The organism is Pseudomonas sp. O39, from assembly GCF_045447295.1.
GTDB lineage: Bacteria > Pseudomonadota > Gammaproteobacteria > Pseudomonadales > Pseudomonadaceae > Aquipseudomonas > Aquipseudomonas antarctica_A.
Genome location: NZ_JBJGXV010000005.1, coordinates 95,688 through 114,777, shown reverse-complemented (window position 1 = coordinate 114,777; position 19,090 = coordinate 95,688). Strand labels below are relative to the sequence as shown.

The 19,090-nt window shown below is 61.5% G+C and carries 21 protein-coding genes; 12 read left to right on the top strand and 9 right to left on the bottom strand.

Translation table 11 applies throughout. The features are described from left to right. The first annotated feature begins 52 nt into the window (after positions 1 to 52). Both pobA and ACI77D_RS09510 read left to right on the top strand, forming a co-directional pair. Positions 53 to 1,246, top strand: coding sequence for a 4-hydroxybenzoate 3-monooxygenase (gene pobA / locus ACI77D_RS09515; RefSeq protein WP_407016465.1), 1,194 nt, complete (start codon positions 53 to 55; stop codon positions 1,244 to 1,246). Between the two features lie 66 nt (positions 1,247 to 1,312). After that, positions 1,313 to 2,830 carry an MDR family MFS transporter gene (locus ACI77D_RS09510; RefSeq protein ID WP_407016463.1) on the top strand — a complete coding sequence of 506 codons (1,518 nt, stop codon included), beginning with the start codon at positions 1,313 to 1,315 and terminating at the stop codon, positions 2,828 to 2,830. Between the two features lie 71 nt (positions 2,831 to 2,901). Here the strand turns inward: ACI77D_RS09510 and ACI77D_RS09505 are convergent, their stop codons facing one another. Both ACI77D_RS09505 and ACI77D_RS09500 read right to left on the bottom strand, forming a co-directional pair. Next, positions 2,902 to 3,738 carry a cache domain-containing protein gene (locus ACI77D_RS09505; RefSeq protein WP_407016462.1) on the bottom strand — a complete coding sequence of 279 codons (837 nt, stop codon included), beginning with the start codon at positions 3,736 to 3,738 and terminating at the stop codon, positions 2,902 to 2,904. 49 nt (positions 3,739 to 3,787) lie between these two features. Continuing rightward, positions 3,788 to 4,561 (bottom strand): transporter substrate-binding domain-containing protein, encoded by a 774-nt coding sequence (locus tag ACI77D_RS09500; protein WP_407016461.1) that lies wholly within the window; start codon positions 4,559 to 4,561, stop codon positions 3,788 to 3,790. 414 nt (positions 4,562 to 4,975) lie between these two features. Here ACI77D_RS09500 and ACI77D_RS09495 point away from each other — a divergent pair, with 414 nt between their 5' ends. From ACI77D_RS09495 to ACI77D_RS09475, 5 genes are all read left to right on the top strand, one after another. Continuing rightward, entirely contained in the window at positions 4,976 to 6,346 is a 1,371-nt protein-coding gene (locus ACI77D_RS09495; protein ID WP_064451349.1) for a glutamine synthetase family protein, read from the top strand. A gap of 100 nt (positions 6,347 to 6,446) precedes the next feature. Further along, on the top strand, positions 6,447 to 7,046 hold the full coding sequence (locus ACI77D_RS09490) for a class I SAM-dependent methyltransferase (RefSeq protein WP_128586689.1): 600 nt from the start codon (positions 6,447 to 6,449) through the stop codon (positions 7,044 to 7,046). 122 nt (positions 7,047 to 7,168) lie between these two features. Continuing rightward, on the top strand, positions 7,169 to 8,302 hold the full coding sequence (gene rnd, locus ACI77D_RS09485; protein ID WP_064451351.1) for a ribonuclease D: 1,134 nt from the start codon (positions 7,169 to 7,171) through the stop codon (positions 8,300 to 8,302). Next, a complete protein-coding gene (locus ACI77D_RS09480) occupies positions 8,299 to 8,592 on the top strand; it encodes a YcgL domain-containing protein (protein WP_259762901.1) in 294 nt (97 codons plus the stop codon). The genes rnd and ACI77D_RS09480 overlap by 4 nt, the downstream gene beginning before the upstream one ends. A 107-nt stretch (positions 8,593 to 8,699) precedes the next feature. Further along, positions 8,700 to 9,632, top strand: a complete 933-nt coding sequence (locus tag ACI77D_RS09475) for a D-2-hydroxyacid dehydrogenase (RefSeq protein ID WP_128586687.1) — start codon at positions 8,700 to 8,702, stop codon at positions 9,630 to 9,632. Positions 9,633 to 9,755: 123 nt separating this feature from the next. Here ACI77D_RS09475 and ACI77D_RS09470 read toward each other — a convergent pair whose 3' ends face one another. Next, complete coding sequence (locus ACI77D_RS09470) at positions 9,756 to 10,349, bottom strand: nitroreductase family protein (RefSeq protein WP_064451353.1); 594 nt, start codon at positions 10,347 to 10,349, stop codon at positions 9,756 to 9,758. A 152-nt stretch (positions 10,350 to 10,501) separates the two neighbouring features. Between ACI77D_RS09470 and ACI77D_RS09465 the strand changes: the two genes are divergently transcribed. Both ACI77D_RS09465 and ACI77D_RS09460 read left to right on the top strand, forming a co-directional pair. Further along, on the top strand, positions 10,502 to 10,951 hold the full coding sequence (locus ACI77D_RS09465; protein WP_064451354.1) for a YcgN family cysteine cluster protein: 450 nt from the start codon (positions 10,502 to 10,504) through the stop codon (positions 10,949 to 10,951). A gap of 13 nt (positions 10,952 to 10,964) precedes the next feature. Then, entirely contained in the window at positions 10,965 to 12,173 is a 1,209-nt protein-coding gene (locus ACI77D_RS09460) for a hypothetical protein (protein WP_407016460.1), read from the top strand. Positions 12,174 to 12,329: 156 nt separating this feature from the next. Here the strand turns inward: ACI77D_RS09460 and ACI77D_RS09455 are convergent, their stop codons facing one another. The 3 genes from ACI77D_RS09455 to ACI77D_RS09445 all read right to left on the bottom strand — a co-directional run bounded on the left by ACI77D_RS09455 (position 12,330) and on the right by ACI77D_RS09445 (position 13,686). Continuing rightward, a complete protein-coding gene (locus ACI77D_RS09455; RefSeq protein WP_064451356.1) occupies positions 12,330 to 12,680 on the bottom strand; it encodes a DUF2892 domain-containing protein in 351 nt (116 codons plus the stop codon). Positions 12,681 to 12,747: 67 nt separating this feature from the next. Further along, on the bottom strand, positions 12,748 to 13,215 hold the full coding sequence (locus ACI77D_RS09450) for an RNA methyltransferase (RefSeq protein WP_003189607.1): 468 nt from the start codon (positions 13,213 to 13,215) through the stop codon (positions 12,748 to 12,750). A 96-nt stretch (positions 13,216 to 13,311) separates the two neighbouring features. Next, the gene (locus ACI77D_RS09445) at positions 13,312 to 13,686 is read right to left on the bottom strand and encodes a YajD family HNH nuclease (protein ID WP_003172528.1); all 375 of its coding nucleotides are present in this window, start codon (positions 13,684 to 13,686) and stop codon (positions 13,312 to 13,314) included. Positions 13,687 to 13,837: 151 nt separating this feature from the next. Between ACI77D_RS09445 and ACI77D_RS09440 the strand changes: the two genes are divergently transcribed. After that, the gene (locus ACI77D_RS09440) at positions 13,838 to 14,758 is read left to right on the top strand and encodes a ParB/Srx family N-terminal domain-containing protein (protein WP_262667301.1); all 921 of its coding nucleotides are present in this window, start codon (positions 13,838 to 13,840) and stop codon (positions 14,756 to 14,758) included. A gap of 113 nt (positions 14,759 to 14,871) precedes the next feature. Here the strand turns inward: ACI77D_RS09440 and ACI77D_RS09435 are convergent, their stop codons facing one another. Continuing rightward, complete coding sequence (locus tag ACI77D_RS09435) at positions 14,872 to 15,558, bottom strand: spermidine synthase (RefSeq protein WP_064451358.1); 687 nt, start codon at positions 15,556 to 15,558, stop codon at positions 14,872 to 14,874. Between the two features lie 78 nt (positions 15,559 to 15,636). Between ACI77D_RS09435 and ACI77D_RS09430 the strand changes: the two genes are divergently transcribed. Continuing rightward, positions 15,637 to 15,921 (top strand): hypothetical protein, encoded by a 285-nt coding sequence (locus ACI77D_RS09430; protein WP_053255010.1) that lies wholly within the window; start codon positions 15,637 to 15,639, stop codon positions 15,919 to 15,921. On the opposite strand, the gene ACI77D_RS09425 is transcribed toward ACI77D_RS09430, so the two are convergent. Next, on the bottom strand, positions 15,918 to 16,391 hold the full coding sequence (locus tag ACI77D_RS09425) for a cyclic nucleotide-binding domain-containing protein (protein ID WP_064451359.1): 474 nt from the start codon (positions 16,389 to 16,391) through the stop codon (positions 15,918 to 15,920). The two genes, ACI77D_RS09430 and ACI77D_RS09425, sit on opposite strands and share 4 nt — an antisense overlap. A gap of 66 nt (positions 16,392 to 16,457) precedes the next feature. Then, positions 16,458 to 18,512: a S9 family peptidase gene (locus ACI77D_RS09420; RefSeq protein WP_407016459.1), complete on the bottom strand. Its 2,055-nt coding sequence runs from the start codon at positions 18,510 to 18,512 to the stop codon at positions 16,458 to 16,460. A gap of 21 nt (positions 18,513 to 18,533) precedes the next feature. On the opposite strand from ACI77D_RS09420, the gene ACI77D_RS09415 reads away from it, so the two are divergent. Then, positions 18,534 to 19,070, top strand: a complete 537-nt coding sequence (locus tag ACI77D_RS09415; protein WP_221294215.1) for an MFS transporter — start codon at positions 18,534 to 18,536, stop codon at positions 19,068 to 19,070. The last annotated feature ends 20 nt before the right edge of the window (positions 19,071 to 19,090 follow it).

Here is a 19,090-nt window from a genome sequence, read left to right as displayed (position 1 = left end):
GACAACTCTTTCACTTGATCCGTTCGGGTGAAGCTTGCGAGCCATAAAAATAATGAAAACGCTAAAAACCCAAGTCGCCATTATTGGCGCCGGTCCCTCCGGATTGCTGCTCGGCCAGTTACTGCACAACGCGGGTATCCAGACCCTCATTCTAGAGCGCCAGAGCGCCGACTACGTGCAAGGTCGCATCCGTGCCGGGGTGCTGGAACAAGGCATGGTCGACCTGCTGCGCGAGGCGGGCGTCAGCCGACGCATGGACGCCGAAGGGCTGGTGCATGACGGTTTCGAACTGGCACTCAATGGCGAGCTTACCCATATCGACCTCAAGGCGCTGACCGGCGGCCAGTCGGTGATGATCTACGGCCAGACCGAAGTCACCCGCGACCTGATGGCCGCCCGCGAAGCGGCCGGTGCCATCACTCTATATGAAACGCAGAACGTGCAGCCCCATGGCCTCAAAAGTGATCGACCCTGGCTGACCTTCGAGCATCAGGGTGAAGCTTTTCGCCTGGAGTGCGATTACATCGCTGGCTGTGATGGTTTTCACGGTGTGGCGCGCCAGTCGATTCCGGCGCAATCGTTGAACGTCTTCGAGCGCGTCTATCCCTTCGGTTGGCTGGGCGTCCTCGCTGACACACCGCCGGTGCATGACGAGCTGGTGTACGCCAAACATGCGCGTGGCTTTGCCCTGTGCAGCATGCGCTCGCCGACACGCAGCCGGTATTACCTGCAAGTACCGGTTGAAGAGCCACTGGATGAATGGTCGGATCAGCGCTTCTGGGATGAGCTGAAAACCCGTTTGCCCAGTGCGCTGGCGGCCCAACTGGTTACCGGGCCGTCAATCGAGAAAAGCATCGCGCCGCTGCGCAGCTTCGTGGTGGAGCCGATGCAATACGGGCGCCTGTTCCTGCTGGGGGACGCTGCGCATATCGTGCCGCCCACCGGGGCCAAGGGCTTGAACCTGGCGGCCAGCGACGTGAGTACGCTGTTTCGGATCTTGCTCAAGGTCTATCGCGAGGGGCGGGTGGACCTGTTGGAAAAGTACTCGGCGATCTGCCTGCGCCGGGTATGGAAGGCCGAGCGGTTTTCCTGGTGGATGACCTCGATGTTGCACCAATTCCCGGAGGCAGACGGGTTCAGCCAGCGCATTGCCGAGAGTGAGCTCGCGTACTTCATCGGCTCCGAGGCGGGTCGCACAACCATCGCAGAAAATTACGTCGGGCTTCCTTACGAAGCTATCGAGTAGCCTGCTATCGTATCGAGCATTCCCGCTGGCTGCCTTTTCCAGCGGGCCCTGCTCGAAGGTTATGCCGTGACCAATCTCAATCAGCCTGCTCAACCCGTTCCCGCCGTACGCAGCGTCCTTGCCGCCTTGATGATGGCGATCTTTCTCGGCGCCCTGGACCAGACCATTGTGGCCGTGTCCATGCCGGCTATTTCCGCGCAATTTCATGACGTCAACCTGCTGGCTTGGGTGATCTCCGGCTACATGGTGGCGATGACGGTGGCAGTGCCGATCTACGGCAAGCTGGGTGATTTGTACGGGCGTCGCCCGATGATGCTGATCGGCATGGGCGTGTTCACCCTGGCGTCACTGTTCTGCGGTATGGCGCAGAGCATGGAACAACTGGTGCTGGCGCGGATTCTCCAGGGCATTGGCGCCGGCGGCATGATCTCGGTAAGCCAGGCGATCATCGGCGACATTATTCCACCCCGTGAGCGCGGGCGTTATCAAGGCTACTTCAGCAGCATGTACGCGGTGGCCAGCGTGGCCGGGCCGGTGCTGGGCGGGTATATGACCGAGTACCTGTCGTGGCGCTGGGTGTTTTTGATCAACCTGCCGCTGGGTGCCGGTGCCTGGTACGTGGCCCATCGCACCCTGGTGGGGCTGCCAGTGCCGCAGCGCAAGTCGGTTATCGATTACCTCGGCACCGTGCTGATGATCATTGGCCTGACGGCCTTGCTGTTGGGCATTACTGAAATCGGCCAGGGCCATCATTGGCGTGACGAGCAAGTACTGGGGCTGCTGGTGTGTGCCCTGGTGGCGCTCAGCGTGTTTGTCTGGCACGAACGCCGTGCGCGCGAGCCCTTGTTGCCGATGCACCTGTTCGCCAACCGCAGCGCGGTGCTGTGCTGGTGCACGATTTTCTTCACCAGCTTCCAGGCGATTTCCCTGACAGTGTTGATGCCTTTGCGTTATCAGACGGTGACCGGCTCCGGTGCCGACAGTGCCGCATTGCACCTGTTGCCGCTGGCCATGGGGTTGCCGATGGGCGCTTATTTCGCCGGGCGGATGACCTCGGTGACCGGGCGCTATAAACCGATGATCCTCACGGGGGCGCTGTTGAGTCCTTTCGCGATTCTCGGCATGGCCTACAGTGCGCCGCAGGCGGTTGGGCTGACGGCGGTGTTTATGCTGCTGTGTGGGATTGCTGCCGGTATGCAGTTTCCGACGTCGTTGGTCGGGACGCAGAATTCGGTGGAGCAGCGCGATATCGGCGTCGCCACCAGTACCACCAACCTGTTCCGCTCGTTGGGTGGGGCAGTGGGCGTGGCCTGCATGTCGGCGCTGTTGCTGGCGTTGTTGCAGGACTCGAGTTTTGCGCATTTGGCCAGCGGTGCGTTGGTGGCCGAAGGCAGTTCCGGGAATGTGCTGCTCGACGGCCTTAACGCCGCCCCAGGCCCAGCGCAAGATGCGCTGCGCGGGGAGTTGGTAGTGACGTTCCGGCATTTGTTGATGGTGAGTGCGGCAGTGTCGCTGTTGGGGTTGGCGGCAGCGATTGCCATGCCAAACCGTGTGCTGCGCGGCCGCGAAGACAAAGCCAAGTAACTGATACAACCATGATCAAACGGTGGGCGCTGGCTTGCCGGCACCCACAGTCAATCGCCTTTCAATGCAGATCAGGGGCTGTAATACCCGACCGCCACCATGAAATGCCCGGCCTTGCGCAGGTAAGCGTGCTTGTTCTCGACCTTGTCGGTCACCGGGTTTTTCCAGCGGTACTTGTACTCACCCTGGTCCTGCTCAGCCATTATCTTGAGGATCGGCTCACCCACCGGCTTGCCGTCGGGGTCCTTGATTTTGCCGAAGTCGGTATTGACCAGCCGCACGTTCGTGCCATGCGCTACGTAGCGCCCGGTATTCAGGTCGACCACAAACACATACAAGTCATCCTGCAGGAACCCACCCTGCAATGAGTTGATCGCCTTGAGCGTGCCGGCTTCATCCTTGACCAGCGCCGTTACCGCCTTGTCGCGCAAAGCGCGTGCATGTTCCGGCGTGGCCCGTGGCAGGTAGTAACCCACCGCCAGGATGCGTTCGCCCACACGTTGATAGAACACGTGTTTGTGCTCAACCTTGCCATCGTTCCAGTTCTGCCAGCGGTAGTCGGCCTGTAGGATGCCCTGGCCCTCGGGGACGGCCAGTGCCTGTTTGAACGAGGCTTGCAAATCCGGCCCGAGTTGCTCGAACACATCACGGCCGATCAAGGCGGAAGACGGCCCGCCGCTAGCCAGCAACACGCCCTGGGTATCGACCACGAACACATAGCGGTCATGGTCGACAAACTCGCCCTGACGGCTGAACGCGGCGAACGCCTTGTCGCCATTGCTCTGGTAAAAGGCCAAGGCCCTTTCCAGCAAGGCTTTGGCGGCCTGGGCGTCCTCATTCTGAGTCGCCGCGTGCACCTGGCTGAAACACAACAGCAGCAGCCAGGTGATTCGCAAGAGTCCCTTCATTCCCCATCCCTCATTATTGTTGGTGTGACAACAGCGTAGTCGCTCCCGCTCAGGGCGCCGCCAGCCACTGGTTGACGATGCCGTCGTACACCCCGGTGGCCACGCTCAAATGCAGCCATTGGTCGACATAGCTTTTCCATGCCACATCATCGCGGGGCAGCAGGAAGGCTTTTTCGCTGTACTGCATTTGCCGCTCGGGGTTGACCGCGCACAGCCCGGGCTTGAGCTTCTGCTGGAAGCGCGCCTCGCTGGCGTCGGTGATCATCACGTCGGCCTTGCCTGCGAGCAGCTCGTCGAAGATCGTCACGTTATCGTGCAGGCGGATTTGCGCCTGGCCCAGATGTGCGCGCGCAAACACTTCATTGGTGCCGCCCGCCGGTTCAATCACGCGCACCTGCGGCTGGTTGATCTGCTCGACGGTCTGGTAACGCTGCACTTCGGCGCAGCGCACCAGCGGGATTTTGCCGTCGACGCCAAGGGCCTGGCTGAAGAACGCTTTTTTCTGGCGCTCAAGGGACACCGAAATGCCGCCCACGGCGATGTCGCAGCGCTGTGCCAGGAAGTCCGGCATCAGGGTTTTCCAGGTGGTGGGCACCCAGGTGATTTTCGCATTCAGGCTCTTGGCCAGGGATTCGGCCATGGCAATGTCGATGCCTTCATAACGGCCATCGGCGCGCAGTGACGAGTAGGGCTTGTAGTCGCCGGTGGTGCAGACCGTGAGCGTGCCGCGCTGCAGCACGTCATCGAGGCGCGAGGTGGGGGTGTCGGCCAGGGCGGTGGTTGCCACACTCGCCAGTGTGCACAGGGCTAGAAAAGCTTTCATGCGGTCGAATCCTTGGGGGCATGATCGGGGCGATCATTATTTCCAGCTGAGCGACAAGGTAGCAAGGGCTACGGAATGTTTAGCCAGGTTGCAACCAAACTCCATCAACCCTGAATTTAACCGCCTGTGCAGGCGTGTGACGCTGCCGGGCATCTGGCTCACTGTGATTTGCGCATGGACGATTCCCCCGACACTCACCCCGCGACATTGCCTGGCGCCTTTGCGCCGAGCCGTCCGGCCGATGTCGAGGCGCTACCTTCCGAGCTGGCTTTCTGGGCCCTGTTCCACTGCCGACACGCACGCCCACCAGATACTTTTCTCCTACGTTGATCCGCCCCATGGATGACGCGCACCCGTGCGCATCTGCCCGGCAGCGCCTGTGTGCCTGCCTGACGCAAACGTATGAGAATTCCCATGAGTGTTTTTGCGAGCCTGCACGAAGCCCGATCTTTCCTTGAGCAGAACCCGGACATCGAGATGTTCGAGCTGTTTATCCTCGACAACAACGGCGTACCGCGCGGCAAGTTGCTGCACCGCGATGAGCTGCTGGCGGTGTACGAAAGTGGTCGGCCGTTACCCAGCACTATCCTCGGCCTGACGATTAATGGCGATGACGTGGAAAACTCCGGGCTGGTGTGGGAAGTCGGCGATATCGACTGCCGCGCCTACCCGGTCAGCGGCAGTTTGCAGCGCATGCCGTGGCGCCTGATCCCGACGGCGGCGGTGCAAGTCAGCATGCACCCCACCGAAGGCCTGCCCGCTACCGTGGCCGACCCGCGGCATGTGTTGGCCAGGGTGATCGACGGCCTGAAAGCCGACGGTTATTACCCGGTGATGGCGGCGGAGCTGGAGTTTTACCTGCTCGACCAGAAGCCCGACAGCAACGGCCGCCCGCAACCGGCGCGGGATGTAGACGGTAATCGCCCGCGCTCGACCCAGGTGTATGGCTTGCGCGAGCTGGAGCAAATCGAGCCGTTCCTTGCCGACCTTTATAGCGCCTGCAAACTGCAAGGTATCCCGGCGCGTACGGCGATTTCCGAATACGCCCCGGGCCAGGTGGAAATAACCCTGGAGCATCGTGCCGACGCGCTGCAAGCGATGGACGAAGCCGTGCGTTACAAACGCTTGGTCAAGGGCGTCGCCCATAAGCACGGGATGACGGCCTGTTTCATGGCCAAACCGTTCGATGACCTGGCCGGCACCGGCATGCACATGCACGTCAGCCTGGCCGATGCCCACGGCCATAACCTGTTCGCCAGTGAGGCCGCCGATGGCACACCGTTGCTGCGTCAGGCGGTGGGCGGCATGCTCAGTACCTTGCTCGATTCGCTACTGATGTTCTGCCCTAACGCCAACTCCTACCGCCGCTTCCAGACCAACAGCTACGCGCCACTGGCCGCCACGTGGGGCGTGGACAACCGCACGGTCAGCCTGCGCGTACCCGGTGGCCCGGCGAATTCGCGGCATATCGAACACCGTATCTGCGGCGCCGACGCCAACCCTTACCTGGCGGCTGCCGCGATCCTCGCCGGTATCCACCGTGGCATCCGTGAACAACGCGATCCTGGCGCTCCAGTACAAGGTAACGGCTACGCCCAGGCCAATGAACGGTTGCCCACCGACTGGCTCACCACGCTGCGTGCACTGGAAGGTTCAAGCTGGGCACGGGATGCGTTCGGCAGCGAGTTCCTGGGTGTGTACTTGGCGGTAAAACGCGCCGAATACCGCCAGTTCATGGGGGAAGTGGGCGAGCAGGATTGGCGTTGGTACCTGCACTCGGCGTGACGGGTTTAAGGCAACGGTGGTTTCGACCTTTTTTTCACGTTGTGCTGGTTAAGCTACGAATCAAGGTCATTCACTACCGTTTCACACACATGAGCCCGTGATGTCGTCACCATCTCCATCTTCTATCGAGATTGAATTCGCCGAACGCTGCGACCGCGAGCATGCCAGGGTCTGCGGCGACACGCGCCCGCCCGCGCTGCTCAAGCGGCTGGCCGCGTGGCGCGATGACCGGTTGGTGCGCCAGGCGTTGAAAGTCGCGGGCGAACCGGGGCTGATCCTTGATCTGGCCTGTGGCTCGGGACGGTTCTGGCCCGTATTGGCCGAACACATCAACCGGGTAATCCTGGCCTCGGACAACTCCCAGGACATGCTCGACCACGCATGCACGCATCACCCGGCGGCGTTGCTCAAACGTGTCAAAACGTTCCAGGGCTCAGCGTTTTCCATCGGCCTGTCGGCGAATGCGGTGGACTGCATTTTCTGCCTTGAATTGTTTCGCCATGTACCCAGCAGTGACGTGCGATTGGCGTTGTTGCGCGAATTTCACCGAGTCAGCCGTGACACGGTGATTGTCTCGGTAAACGCTCGTACGCCGGTAGAGGATGAGTTCCGCCTGGCGGGTTTTAAAGTCCTCAATCATCAGGAATTCCTGCCGGGCTCCAAGCTGTGGCGCGTTTACGTTCTGCGTAAGAGAGGCTAACTCCCTCCTGTCGGACTATTCTTCGCCTCTTGTAGGGGTTTTCATGATGGCGTGTGCACTGCGGATGCTCGCAAGTCCCTTTCGCGATATATACTGCGCGCCATTCTTCAAGGGAGAGCCGTGTGGCCATCGATATTCACTGGATCTGCGACAACGATAGCCTCGGCCAGCATTGCGCCGAATGGCAGCAGTTGCCATTCGTCGCCCTCGACACCGAATTCATGCGGGTCGACACCTTTTATCCCATTGCCGGGCTGATCCAGATCGGCGATGGCATCCGTGCTTACCTGATCGACCCCCTGACCATCGACAACTGGCAACCCTTGGCCGCCTTGCTGGAGAACCCAGCGGTGATCAAAGTGGTACACGCGTGCAGCGAAGACCTGGAAGTGTTGTTGCGCCTGACCGGCAGCCTGCCGGTGCCGTTGTTCGACACGCAGTTGGCGGCGGCGTACCTGAACCTCGGCTTCTCCATGGGCTACTCGCGCCTCGTGCAAGCCGTGCTGGATATCGAACTGCCCAAGGGTGAAACCCGCTCGGACTGGCTGCAGCGGCCATTGTCCGAGACGCAAGTGAGCTACGCCGCCGAAGACGCGGTGCACCTGGCCGAGGTCTACACCAGACTTCGCCCGCGACTGTCAGACGACAAATATGCGTGGGTCCTGGACGACGGCGCCGAACTGGTAGCGAACCTGCGCCGTGAAGTCGACCCGTACGAGGTGTATCGCGACGCCAAGCTGGCGTGGAAGCTGTCCCGTGCCCAGCTCGCCGTGCTGCGCGAACTGTGCGCCTGGCGCGAGCAGCAAGCCCGTGCCCGTGACCTGCCGCGCAACCGCATCATTCGTGAACACTCGTTGTGGCCCCTGGCCAAAACCCAGCCGGATAACCTCGCCGCACTGGGCAAAATCGAAGACATGCACCCGCGCACCGTGCGTCAGGATGGCCAGTTCCTGCTGGACCTGATCAAGCGTGCCGGCAGTGTGTCCATGGACCAATGGCCGCCCGCTGTGGCTGAACCGCTGCCGGTGGACGCCGCCACGCTGATCAAGCAACTGCGCGCCCTCGGCCAGGCCGAAGCCGAACGCCTGGACATGGCGCCGGAACTGATGCTGCGCAAGAAAACCCTCGAAGCCCTGGTCAAAAGTGGCTACCCCGATGGGCCTTATAAATTGCCAGACTCGCTGCGTGGCTGGCGCCGCGAGTTGATGGGCCAGGCGCTGCTCGACAGCCTGGCCACTGCCGGAGAACAGCCTTGAAACGTATTTGCTCCATCTATCGCAGCTTGAAAAAAGACGGGATGTACCTCTACGTGCTGAAAAGCGATGCGCTGGAGCGTGTGCCGGAACCGTTGATGGAAGCCTTCGGCAAGGCCCATCTCGCGTTCGAAATGGTGCTGACGCCGGAGCGCAAGCTGTCCCGCGAGGACATCGCCGTGGTCCTGGAAAACCTCGACAAGCAGGGCTATCACCTGCAAATGCCACCGGCCGAGGACGAGTACATCGAACACTTGCCCGAAGAGCTGCTGCGCCGCAACGACCCGATGTGATCAGTCAGTGCCCTGTCCAGGGCACCGTCTTCAACGCAAACGTATAAGTGGGTGGTGGCCGTATGGATGCGGGCGGCCGTCTGCAGTGTTTTTGAAAGGTTTGAACCATGCGTGTTCTGATTGCTGAACAGGATTACCCGCTCTACGCCCAATTGCTCAGTGAAGCGGCACCGGACGTCGAGGTGCTGACCAGCGGCGACTCGGCCGAACTGTCGCGCCTGGCCGCCGATTGCCCGGTATGGCTCGGCCAGCCGGATTTGCTTGCTACCCTGTTGCGCCAAGGTCATCAGCCGCAGTGGCTGCAATCGACCTGGGCCGGTGTCACGCCGCTGCTGGCCGAAGGTTTGCCGCGCGACTACCGCCTGACCCGTGCGGTCGGTATCTTTGGCCAGGTCATGGCCGAGTTTGTGCTCACTTATATGCTCGGCCACGAGCGGGAAGTGCTCGCGCGGTTGGTCAGCCAGGTCGAGCGCAAGTGGGACAACCGCCTGGGCCAGAGCCTGGCGGGGCGCAAGGCGCTGATCGTCGGCACCGGCGATATTGGCCAGCGTGTTGCCGATTTTCTGCTGCCGTTTGGCGTCAAGCTCTACGGCATCGCCAGCACCGCGCGTGAGCAGGCGCCGTTTATCGAAGTCGCCGCGCTGGATCAATTGGGCCGATTGGTGGGGGAGGTGGACTACGTGATCAACCTGCTGCCCAATACGCCCAATACCCATGACTTGTACGACGCTGCGCTGTTCAAGCAATTCAAACCGACCGGGGTGTTTATCAATGTCGGGCGTGGCGTGGCCGTGGTCGATGCCGACCTGGTCGAAGCCCTGAAAGAAGGGCACCTGGCTGGCGCGGTGATCGACGTCTGCCGCCAGGAACCCCTGCCGCAACGCCATCCGTTCTGGACCGCCTGGGGCCTGCTGTTGACCGGCCACAGCTCGGCGCCGACCTCGCCGCTGATGATGGTGGAGTTGTTTGTGCAGAACCTGCGGGCTTATCAGGCCAAGGAAGCATTGCGCGGCGAAGTGGATTTCGAGCGCGGTTATTAAAATCACCACAAATCAAAATGTGCGAGCGGGCTTGCTCGCGATGACGGTGTATCAGCCTGCCATGCAGTGACTGACCCATCGCTATCGCGGGCAAGCCCGCTCCCGCAGGGATATCGGCAAGGCTTACAGGCTGAAGTCACCTTCCGACACCAGCTCGCTCAGCGGCCTACGCGGGCTTGGTGCTTCACGGCCTTGCAGGTATTCAGGCAAGCTCGATTTGTCGCCCAGCTTGCCGACGGCCACCGCCGCGTGCAGCGCATACCCTTCTGGAATCTTCAGCTCTTTGCGGGTCAACGCCTGATCGAAGCCGGCCATGCCATGGGTATGCCAGCCGCTAAGGCTGGCTTGCAGCGCCAGGTGGCCCCAGGCCGAGCCGGTGTCGAAGGTGTGCCACAGCGCCGGGGTTTCTTCGGTGGCGCCGGGGGCGGTGAAGTCGGTTTTCGAGGCGATGATCACCAGCGCCGACGCGTGTTGCGCCCAGCCACGGTTGAATTCATTGAGCAGGCCCAGGAAGCGTTCCCAGTTCGGCGTGTCACGGCGCGCGTAGAGAAAACGCCATGGCTGCGAGTTGTAGGCCGACGGCGCCCAACGTGCGGCTTCGAAGAAACTCAGCAGGGTCTCCTGCGGGATGCTCTCGCCGGTAAAGGCGCGGGGCGACCAGCGCTCGGTAAACTGGGTGTGGATCGGGTAATCGGCAACGCGTGGGTTATTGCTCATGGACAGATCCTGATGAAAAACCGGGGCTCAAAGCTACTGCGCCGCCCCAAGCCTGACAAGTCTTGTCATACCGGCAGTCGTAAGCGCTTGGCCCCAAGGGCCTTGGGCACTAGACTGGCGGCCTTTTCACCGACCGATACTGATGTAGAGCCATGGCCGCTAAAGTCGAACCTTTCTGGATACGCAAAACCCTTGAACACCTCGACCAGGAGGAGTGGGAGTCGTTGTGCGACGGCTGTGGCCTGTGCTGCCTGCAAAAGCTTGAGGATGAGGACGACAACAGCGTCTATTACACGCGCATCGCCTGCAAGCTGCTGGACCTGAACACCTGCCAGTGCACCGACTACCCCAACCGCCGCGCCTCGGTGCCTGATTGCATCCAGCTCACGCCGGGCCAGGCCGATCAGTTCAAATGGCTGCCGCCGACCTGCGGCTACCGCTTGGTCAGCGAACGCAAAGACCTGCCGCTGTGGCACCACCTGGTTTGCGGCGACCGTGATGCCGTGCACCACGAACGCATTTCCCAGTCCGGCCGAATGCTCGCCGAAGGCAGCGTGCCCGAAGACGACTGGGAGGATCACCTGATCTTTCGCGCAGGCTGAAAAAGGAGTGTGTATGACGGTGGCAACCAAGCTGGCGGCCTCTTTCGTGTTGCTGGCGCTGAGCCTGCCCGCGTGGTGCGCGAAGAAAGTCGACCTCGACTATCACGTCAAACTGCTGCCCCAGAGCGATCAGGCCGAAGTCCGCGTGAGCCTGTCCCAGGGCTCGGCGGTGCGCAGTCTTGACTTCGACCTGGGCCACGACGGCGACTACAGCGACTTCAAGGCCGATGGCCAATGGCGCGTCAGCGGGCACCGTGGCCTGTGGCAACCCAGCGCCGACAAAGCCAGCCTGACCTACCGTGTACGGCTCACTCACGCTCGCAAACCGGGAATGTATGAAGCGCGGATGACGCCGAGTTGGGCGCTGTTTCGGGGTGAAGACCTGGTGCCGACGGCGCGGCTCGACCAGCAGGACGGCGTGGAGCTGGTCTCGCGCTTGATATTCGAGTTGCCGGCAGGCTGGAAAAGCATCGAGACGCCCTGGCCGCGTATCGGCAAGAACAAATTCCGTATCGACAACGTTTCCCGGTTGTTCGACCGGCCTACGGGCTGGATGCTCGCCGGCACGCTGGGCAGCCGTCGCGTGCGCCTGGGGGAGACCGAAGTCACCGTCGCCTCGCCCAAGGGTCAGGCCATGCGGCGCATGGATGTGTTGACGTTGCTGACCTTTGTCTGGCCCCAGGTTGACGCTGCGTTCCCGCGCCACCCGGCCAAACTGCTGGTGGTGGGCGCCAGCGACCCGATGCGCCGTGGCGTGTTTTCGTCCCGCGACTCGATCTACCTCAGCAGCCGCACGCCGCTGGTGAGTGAAAATGGCAGTAGCCCGTTGATTCGCGAAGTGGTGCAAGCCATCGGCCGCTTCAACGACCACCACAGCAGTGACTGGATCGGCGAAGGCTTGGGGGAGTATTACGCCATTGAACTGGTGCGGCGTGCCGGCGGCATCACCGATGAGCGCTACGCCGCGATCCAGGCGCGATTGAGCAAGGAAGGCAAAGACGTCACCACGCTCAGGGGCGAGCATGTCAGTGCGGCAACCGTGGCGCGGGCGGTGGTGGTGTTGCAGGAGTTGGATCGCGAGATTCGGGTGAAAACCCACAACAAACGTTCGCTGGATGACCTGGCGCAGGCGGTGATGCGTGCGAACAGCATCACCACCGCGGAGTTTGTGCAGCTGGCGGAGAGTGTGATCGGCGAGTCGTCGGTGGTGCTGGACACCTAGCTACTGCGCTGAGCTTAAGCCATACACCCATCAAAAATGTGGGAGCGGGCTTGCTCGCGAATACGGTCTGTCAGTTAAAGATGTACTGACTGATACACCGCTTTCGCGAGCAAGCCCGCTCCCACATTTGGATCTCCAACTGATCGCAGAGGTGTACTAGTCGGCCGTTTTAGTGGCCTTCTCAGCCGCCACTTCCGCCTTGGTCTTCAGGTTTTTCAACTCTTGCCCGGCCCGCTCGATCTTCGTGCGCACGCTGTTCATTTCCTGGCGGCCCTGCTCCAGCTTGTCTTTGAGCGAGCTGTGCCCGGTGACGCCGCGCACCAGCGCCACCCCCCCGATCGCTACCTGAATCAGGCCGAAGATCCCGCCACGGCGCAGGCCTTTGCCGACCATCATTACGCCGCCGGCTACCGAACCGATGCGTTCCCAACCGTGCACATTTTGGGTGGGCTGGGTGTCAAAGGGCGCGTGTTCGATGATAGGTCGCAGGATTTTGCTGTCGCTCATGATCTGTCTCCAACAAGGGCAAGTGTTAGTAGCTGACTGTTTGCAGACGCCGGATGTTCCCGAAAAATCAGTATTTTGGGCCCGAGCGGGTGTTGTTGCCCTTGGCCAGTCGGTCGTAGAGCACCACATTGACGGTGGCGGCGAGGTTCATGCAGCCGGTGGTCGGGATGTACACCACGTCTTCACACCAGTCGCGGATCTCTTTGTCGAGGGAGCCGTCTTCGGGGCCGAAGATATACAGCGCGCGGTCGGGGTGAGTGTATTCCGGCAGTGGGCGGGCGCCCTCGACCAGTTCTACAGCCACCGGAATACAGCCCAGCGGCAGGATTTTTTTCAGGTCGTCGATGCCGATCAACGGAATGTCGTGGTGGACCTTCTTGGTGTCGGTGATGAAGTCCCGGGCGCGCTCGTAACGCACGCCGGTGTAGAACACCGAGGCCACGCCGTAGCAACCGGCGGCGCGCATCACCGAACCGACGTTTTCGGGGGATTTGGGGTTATACAGACCGATGCAGCTGTAGCGTTTATTGCCCACGGGAGTGCCTTTGAAAAGGCAGCATTATAGCGGCAAGCTACGAGCTGCAAGTTAAAAGCAGAGCGGCTTTTTCTTGAGGCTCGCAGCTTGAAGCTTTCAGCTATCTTTTTTCATCAACCCCGCCAACGCCGCAAACGGGTTGTGCGTGGCCTTGGCAATGGTCGGGCTGCTGGTGGAGCCTTCGCCGAAATACTGCTGGTCGGTGTAGCGCGAGTGTTCGTTATCGTGGCAGTACAGGCACAACAGCTCCCAGTTGGAGCCGTCCTGGGGGTTGTCATCATGATTGTGGTTGCGGTGGTGCACGGTCAGCTCGCTCAAGCGCTTGCCGGCGAATTCACGGGCGCAGCGGCCGCACACGTGCGGGTACATTTTCAAGGCTTTGTCGCGGTAGCCCATTTCCCGGTCGCGCTGTGCATCGGCGAGGATGCGGTCCAGCTTGGCGGTGTGGGAGGGCGGGTTGGTCGAGCTCATCATGGCTCCTGGCTATTTGGTGGGTCACGGATAACATAGATTCTAGCCGCTCGCGCTGTAAAACACCGCTGGCTTTTTCAGCAACGGTACAGCCTGGCAGCGGCAATCGTTTGTAGTATCGGCTCACGCCATTCACCGGGATCTGAAATTTATGCGTCTGCACACATGGACCGTTGCACTCCTGCTCTGCGCCTTGACGGCTCAAGCCCACGCGTTCTCCACGCCCAAGCCCGGCCAGGTGATCGAGGTGTCCCTTGAACAACTGCACCCGACTCAGGCCGTGGTGGGGTTCGACCAGATTGACTACAGCCTGGGGCTGTTCGCCGACAAGCCCGCCAAGGTGTTCGACGAATACTGTGAAACCAACGGGCAGGGCGCCGCCGACAACGTACCCAAAAAGGCCGACTTGCACCAACCGGCGAGCTTTACCTGCAAGGACCCTGTGGGCACTCACCCCGAGGACATGAAAACTGTGGTGGTCGGCCCCGCAGGCCAGCTGTACCTGACCGACGGTCACCACAGCTTCACCACCTTGTGGGAAGTGCCCGGCGGTGGCCCTCAGTTGAAAATGTGGGTCAAGGTGACCGACGATTTCAGCAACAGCCCTGACCTGGCCACGTTCTGGCAACGCATGGAGGCTGCCCGCAAAGTCTGGCTCAAGGACAACCAGGGCCGCACCCTGCCACCTGCACAGTTGCCAGCGCACTTGGGCTTCAAGAGCTTGCAGGACGACACTTTCCGCAGCCTGGTGTATTTCACGCGCAAGGCCGCCTACGGCAAGCCGGACGATGGCGCGATCGCACCGGAATTCCTGGAGTTTTACTGGGGCAACTGGCTGCGCACGCAAATTGATTTGAGCGCTTTCAACCTGAACAAGAAGGGCGGCTACAAGGACGCAATTGAAGCCGTGGCCAAGCGCATGGTCAGCCTGGCACCGGGCTCACAGGTCGGTGACAGCGGTTTTACCGCCCATCAATTGGGCGGCATGACCACGCTTGACCAACGTGAGCTGGAAAAGACCTTCGACAAAAAAGTGCCGTACTTGATTGATTACCGCAAAGCCCGTAACTGACGGGGAGCCTAAATGTGGGAGCTGGCTTGCCTGCAATGCTGTCACCTCGGTGTATCCGGCGTACCGAGTTGAAGCCATCGCAGGCACGCCAGCTCCCACAGGGGAGTCGCGGCTCAGCCCTTGAGCTTTTCGGCAATCCAGATGGTATGCCGGGTGCCCTTGTTGCCATGGGCAAACACCTGCACTTCTTCGGCCTTGAAACCGGCCTTGCGCAGTTTGTCGCTGAACAGTTTGTCGGCGCTTGCCGACCACACTGCCAGCACGCCTTTGGGGCGCAGGGCCTTTGCGCACGCAGCCAGGCCACCGGCGGAGTAGAGCCAGCTATTGGCTTTTTGCGTGAGGCCTTCGGGGCCGTTGTCGACGTCGAGCATGATTGCGTCAAAACCCTGAGGCTCGGCCTGCAGCACGTTGGCCACGTCTTCCATGCGAATCACCGTGCGCGGGTCGAGCAGCGGGCGGCCGGATTTTTCGCCCAGCGGCCCACGGTTCCATTCCACTACGCCGGGCACCAACTCGGCGACGACCACTTCGGCGGTCTTGCCCAAGTGCTTGAGGGCCGAGGCCAGGGTAAATCCCATGCCCAAACCGCCGATCAACACCCGCGAACCCGGGCGCCCGGCGACTTTACGGCAGGGGATTTCCGCCAGCGCGTCTTCGGAACCGTGCATGCGCGTGTTCATCAACTGGCCGCCATCGCCGCCCTGGATCTTGATGACAAAATCCTCGCCGTATTCGAACAGGCACAAGGCACCGCCGTTGTCGGGGATCGGAGTGGTGTCCAGCAGAACGAAACGTTTCATGGAAATCTCATTGGGAAGGGCATTCTTGCGCGGTTGGGAGTAGCCTTACGATATTCCGGTCAGGCCATGGAGCCATCGATGAAGTGCAGCATTCTAACGGTCATTGTGTTGAGCGCGCTCACATTGGGCGCGGCGCAGGCGCAAGAGGTGCAAACCGTGCCGGTCGCACCCGCGCCAACCCCCGGTGCGCCGGGCACGCCAACGCCGACGCTGTATCCGCAAGTCACCCCGCCTGTCGCGCCCAAAGCCACGGCGAACGGTTCACCTGCATTGGTGCCGATCGTGTTACCGACACCGCCAAAAGATCAGACGGTGCCTGGCCTGCTGCAAAACGACAGCAAGCCAAAGACCCCTGGCGGTTAAAACTGTTGAGACAGTAATTGCCCGTCGGCCATGCGCAGGCGCTTGGACAAGGCAATGGCAATCGCGCGGATGATCTTGGCCGCCACCCTGGGGGCTTCGTTGAGCATTTTTTCCAGGGAATCCTTGCCCAGGTTCAGCAACACGCTGTCACTTGCCGCGATGCAACTGGCAGAACGCCGTTCGCCATCCAGCACCGCCATCTCGCCAAACGCCCGGCCACTGCGCAGGGTGGCGATGGTGAGGCGCTGGCCTTCGTGGTTGGTTTTCTGCACGGCCACCTGCCCACTGTGGAGGATGCACATAAAGGTGCCGGCATCGCCTTCAAGGAAAATCACCTCGCCCTGGGCAATGCTGCTGATATTGAAGTAGCCCGCCGCCACGTGAAAATCTTCCGGCAACAAGGGGTCGAACAGGCCGCAGTCCATAAGCATGTCGCGGATTTCATTGTTGAGTAATGTGGGTTGGGGCATGACTAATCTTGATCCATCAATCGAGTAGGCGGTCCTGTGTTCAGACAGGACCGCCGCGCTAAGTTCCTAAATCAACCCCAGCGCCTTGAACACAAATGCATATTCGAGCGCTACGTCACGTAATCCCTGGTAACGGCCGCTCATGCCGCCGTGGCCGGCGCCCAATTCGGTCTTGAGCAGCAGCAGGTTGTCGTCCGTCTTGGTGTCACGCAACCTGGCCACCCACTTGGCCGCTTCCCAGTACTGCACGCGGCTGTCGTTGTACCCGGCGATCACGAGCAGGGCCGGATAGGCCTGGGCGCTGACGTTTTCGTAAGGCGCGTAGGCCTTGATACGTTCATACACCTCAGGTTCTTCAGGGTTGCCCCACTCGTCGTACTCGGTGATGGTCAGCGGCAGTTCCGGGTCGAGCATGGTGTTGAGCACATCGACGAACGGCACTTCCGCAATGGCCGCCTGGAACAGCGCCGGGCGCTGATTGAGCACCGCGCCGATCAACAGGCCGCCCGCACTGCCGCCGCTGATAGCCAGTTGCTTGGAGGTGGTCAGCCCCTCGGCGATCAAGTGCTCGGCGCAGGCGATAAAGTCGCTGAAGGTGTTTTGTTTGTGTTCCTGCTTGCCGTTGCGGTACCAGGCTTCACCCAGCTCACCGCCGCCGCGTACATGCGCGATGGCAAACGCCACGCCCCGGTCCAGCAGGCTCAGGCGTGCATGCGAGAACCACGGGTCGAGGCTTTGCCCGTAGGCGCCGTAGCCGTACAGGTACAGCGGCGTCGGCTGGCCCAGTTGGTCGCGCTTGACCACCAGGCTGATCGGCACCTGGGTGCCATCGGCCGACGTGGCCCACAGACGCTGGCTGACGTAGTCGTCGGCGTTGAACACGCCAAGCACCGGGGTTTCCTTGAGCACGACTTGCGCGCCTGTCGCCAATTCAAGCTGACGCACCTGGGCCGGGCGGTTCAGGGCTTCATAACGCAGGCGGATCTTGTCGCTCGGGAATTCCAGGCTGTTCTGTACATAAAGGCTGTAGGCGGCGTCAGGCAATTCCACCCGATAGGTAGGTAAGCCCTGTGGGTGCACTTCGATCACCGGCAGGCCGCCGATGCGCAGGCTCAAGGTCATGGCGCTGGCGTTGAGGGTCACGCCATCGAGCATCACGTCATCGCTGTGGGGGATCAGGTTTTGCCATTGGTCTTCGGTCGGCACACCGCCGGTGTCGGCGGCGACGAACAGCGCGTAGTTGATGCCGTCGCGGTTGCTGCGGATAAACCAGGTCCATTCGCCGTCGCGCATGCCGTGGTCGACATCGTATTCATGGTCCTCGACCCGTGGTGCCAGGCAGGTGAAGTCCAGGTGCGGCTGGTCGGCGTCGAGGGCCCAGATTTCGCTGGTGGTCTTGCTGCCCAGGGCCAGCAGCAACTGGCGCTCGGAGCTGGAGCGGTAGCAATGCAGGAAGAAGCGTCCGTCAGGCTCGTGGAACACTTCCTGCGCCGCCGTTCCGTCCAGGCGGTAGCGATACAGTTTGTGCGGGCGGTGGGTGTCGTCCAGCTCGCCGAAGAACAGGGTCAGGCTGTCATTGGCCCACGTCATGCTGCCGTCGCAGTCTTCAAACTCCAGTTCGCTGACTTTACCGGTGGCCAGTTCCTTCACGTACAGGGTGTAAATCTCTTCACCGCTGGTGTCGAGGCTGTAGGCCAGGCGCTGGTGGTCGGGGCTGATGCTGAACGCGCCGAGGGAGAAAAAGCCGCCATTGGCCAGCACGTTGGGGTCGAGCAGCAGTTCTTCGCTGTTTTCGTCTACTCCATTGCTGTCATCCGCCGGGCGGCGGCAACGGTAGTGGCGGGCATATTCGTCACCCGCAGTGGTGCGCGTGTAATACAGGTACGGCCCCCACGGCGAGGGCAGGGACAAGTCGGTTTCGAGAATGCGCCCCTTGATCTCTTCGAACAGGCTTTCGCGCAGGTCTGCCTGGTCGGCGAGCTGCGCTTCCTGCCAGGCGTTTTCGGCTTTGAGGTAATCGAGGACTTCAGCCGTGTCACGCGCTTGCAGCCAGGCGTACGGGTCCTGGCCTTCGGCCTTGCGAGCAATCGGGGCGGCAGTGATGTGGGGCGATGAAGGCATGGACTACTCTCTGTCTGGCGGATGGTGGCAGGCATTGCAGCCGAGACACGCAAAAGCCGTTATCATAGCCGCCTGTTTGCCTACCTTGCCATGGACACCATGACCGAGAACGACTATCTGACCGCTTGGGGCCTTTACGCCTTCGCCGCTTTGGGCTGCCTGTTGGTATGGTGGCGCATGACCCGCTGGATCTGGCGCTGGCTGCGCGAGCCGCTGCAATTGCTGATGGCGGTGCTGCTGTTCAGCCCGACCATCGTCGACCCGGTCAAGACCCAGTTCGCACCGGCGGTGGCGATTACCGCCCTGGACCTGGTGCTGCATGTCGGTAATAACGCCTGGCGCGCCATCTCCGACCTGTTTATGTACACGATGATCGCGTTGGGCGTGTATATCGTCTTTGTGTTGATCCGCTGGCCCATCGAGCGCGCCGCCAACGCCCGCCGTGAGCGCAAGGCCGCTGCCGATGCGGCGCTGGCCGCCGAGCCCGTGGACGAAGACGACGAGCCCTACCGCCGCCCGGCGCCGGTCGGCGGTATGCGGGTCGAACCGCGCCTTTAACGTTGTACGCCCTGCAGCGA

Excerpts from the sequence above, each read along its gene's own strand:
- ACI77D_RS09435 (WP_064451358.1), bottom strand. The coding sequence starts at position 15,558 with ATGAAACGTTTCGTTCTGCTGGACACCACTCCGATCCCCGACAACGGC.
- ACI77D_RS09470 (WP_064451353.1), bottom strand. The coding sequence starts at position 10,349 with ATGAGCAATAACCCACGCGTTGCCGATTACCCGATCCACACCCAGTTT.
- ACI77D_RS09445 (WP_003172528.1), bottom strand. The coding sequence starts at position 13,686 with ATGAGCTCGACCAACCCGCCCTCCCACACCGCCAAGCTGGACCGCATC.
- ACI77D_RS09475 (WP_128586687.1), top strand. The coding sequence starts at position 8,700 with ATGCGTGTTCTGATTGCTGAACAGGATTACCCGCTCTACGCCCAATTG.
- pobA (WP_407016465.1), top strand. The coding sequence starts at position 53 with ATGAAAACGCTAAAAACCCAAGTCGCCATTATTGGCGCCGGTCCCTCC.
- ACI77D_RS09490 (WP_128586689.1), top strand. The coding sequence starts at position 6,447 with ATGTCGTCACCATCTCCATCTTCTATCGAGATTGAATTCGCCGAACGC.
- ACI77D_RS09505 (WP_407016462.1), bottom strand. The coding sequence starts at position 3,738 with ATGAAGGGACTCTTGCGAATCACCTGGCTGCTGCTGTTGTGTTTCAGC.
- ACI77D_RS09465 (WP_064451354.1), top strand. The coding sequence starts at position 10,502 with ATGGCCGCTAAAGTCGAACCTTTCTGGATACGCAAAACCCTTGAACAC.
- ACI77D_RS09500 (WP_407016461.1), bottom strand. The coding sequence starts at position 4,561 with ATGAAAGCTTTTCTAGCCCTGTGCACACTGGCGAGTGTGGCAACCACC.
- ACI77D_RS09415 (WP_221294215.1), top strand. The coding sequence starts at position 18,534 with ATGGTGGCAGGCATTGCAGCCGAGACACGCAAAAGCCGTTATCATAGC.
- ACI77D_RS09430 (WP_053255010.1), top strand. The coding sequence starts at position 15,637 with ATGAAGTGCAGCATTCTAACGGTCATTGTGTTGAGCGCGCTCACATTG.
- ACI77D_RS09495 (WP_064451349.1), top strand. The coding sequence starts at position 4,976 with ATGAGTGTTTTTGCGAGCCTGCACGAAGCCCGATCTTTCCTTGAGCAG.
- ACI77D_RS09440 (WP_262667301.1), top strand. The coding sequence starts at position 13,838 with ATGCGTCTGCACACATGGACCGTTGCACTCCTGCTCTGCGCCTTGACG.
- ACI77D_RS09455 (WP_064451356.1), bottom strand. The coding sequence starts at position 12,680 with ATGAGCGACAGCAAAATCCTGCGACCTATCATCGAACACGCGCCCTTT.
- ACI77D_RS09425 (WP_064451359.1), bottom strand. The coding sequence starts at position 16,391 with ATGCCCCAACCCACATTACTCAACAATGAAATCCGCGACATGCTTATG.
- ACI77D_RS09460 (WP_407016460.1), top strand. The coding sequence starts at position 10,965 with ATGACGGTGGCAACCAAGCTGGCGGCCTCTTTCGTGTTGCTGGCGCTG.
- ACI77D_RS09420 (WP_407016459.1), bottom strand. The coding sequence starts at position 18,512 with ATGCCTTCATCGCCCCACATCACTGCCGCCCCGATTGCTCGCAAGGCC.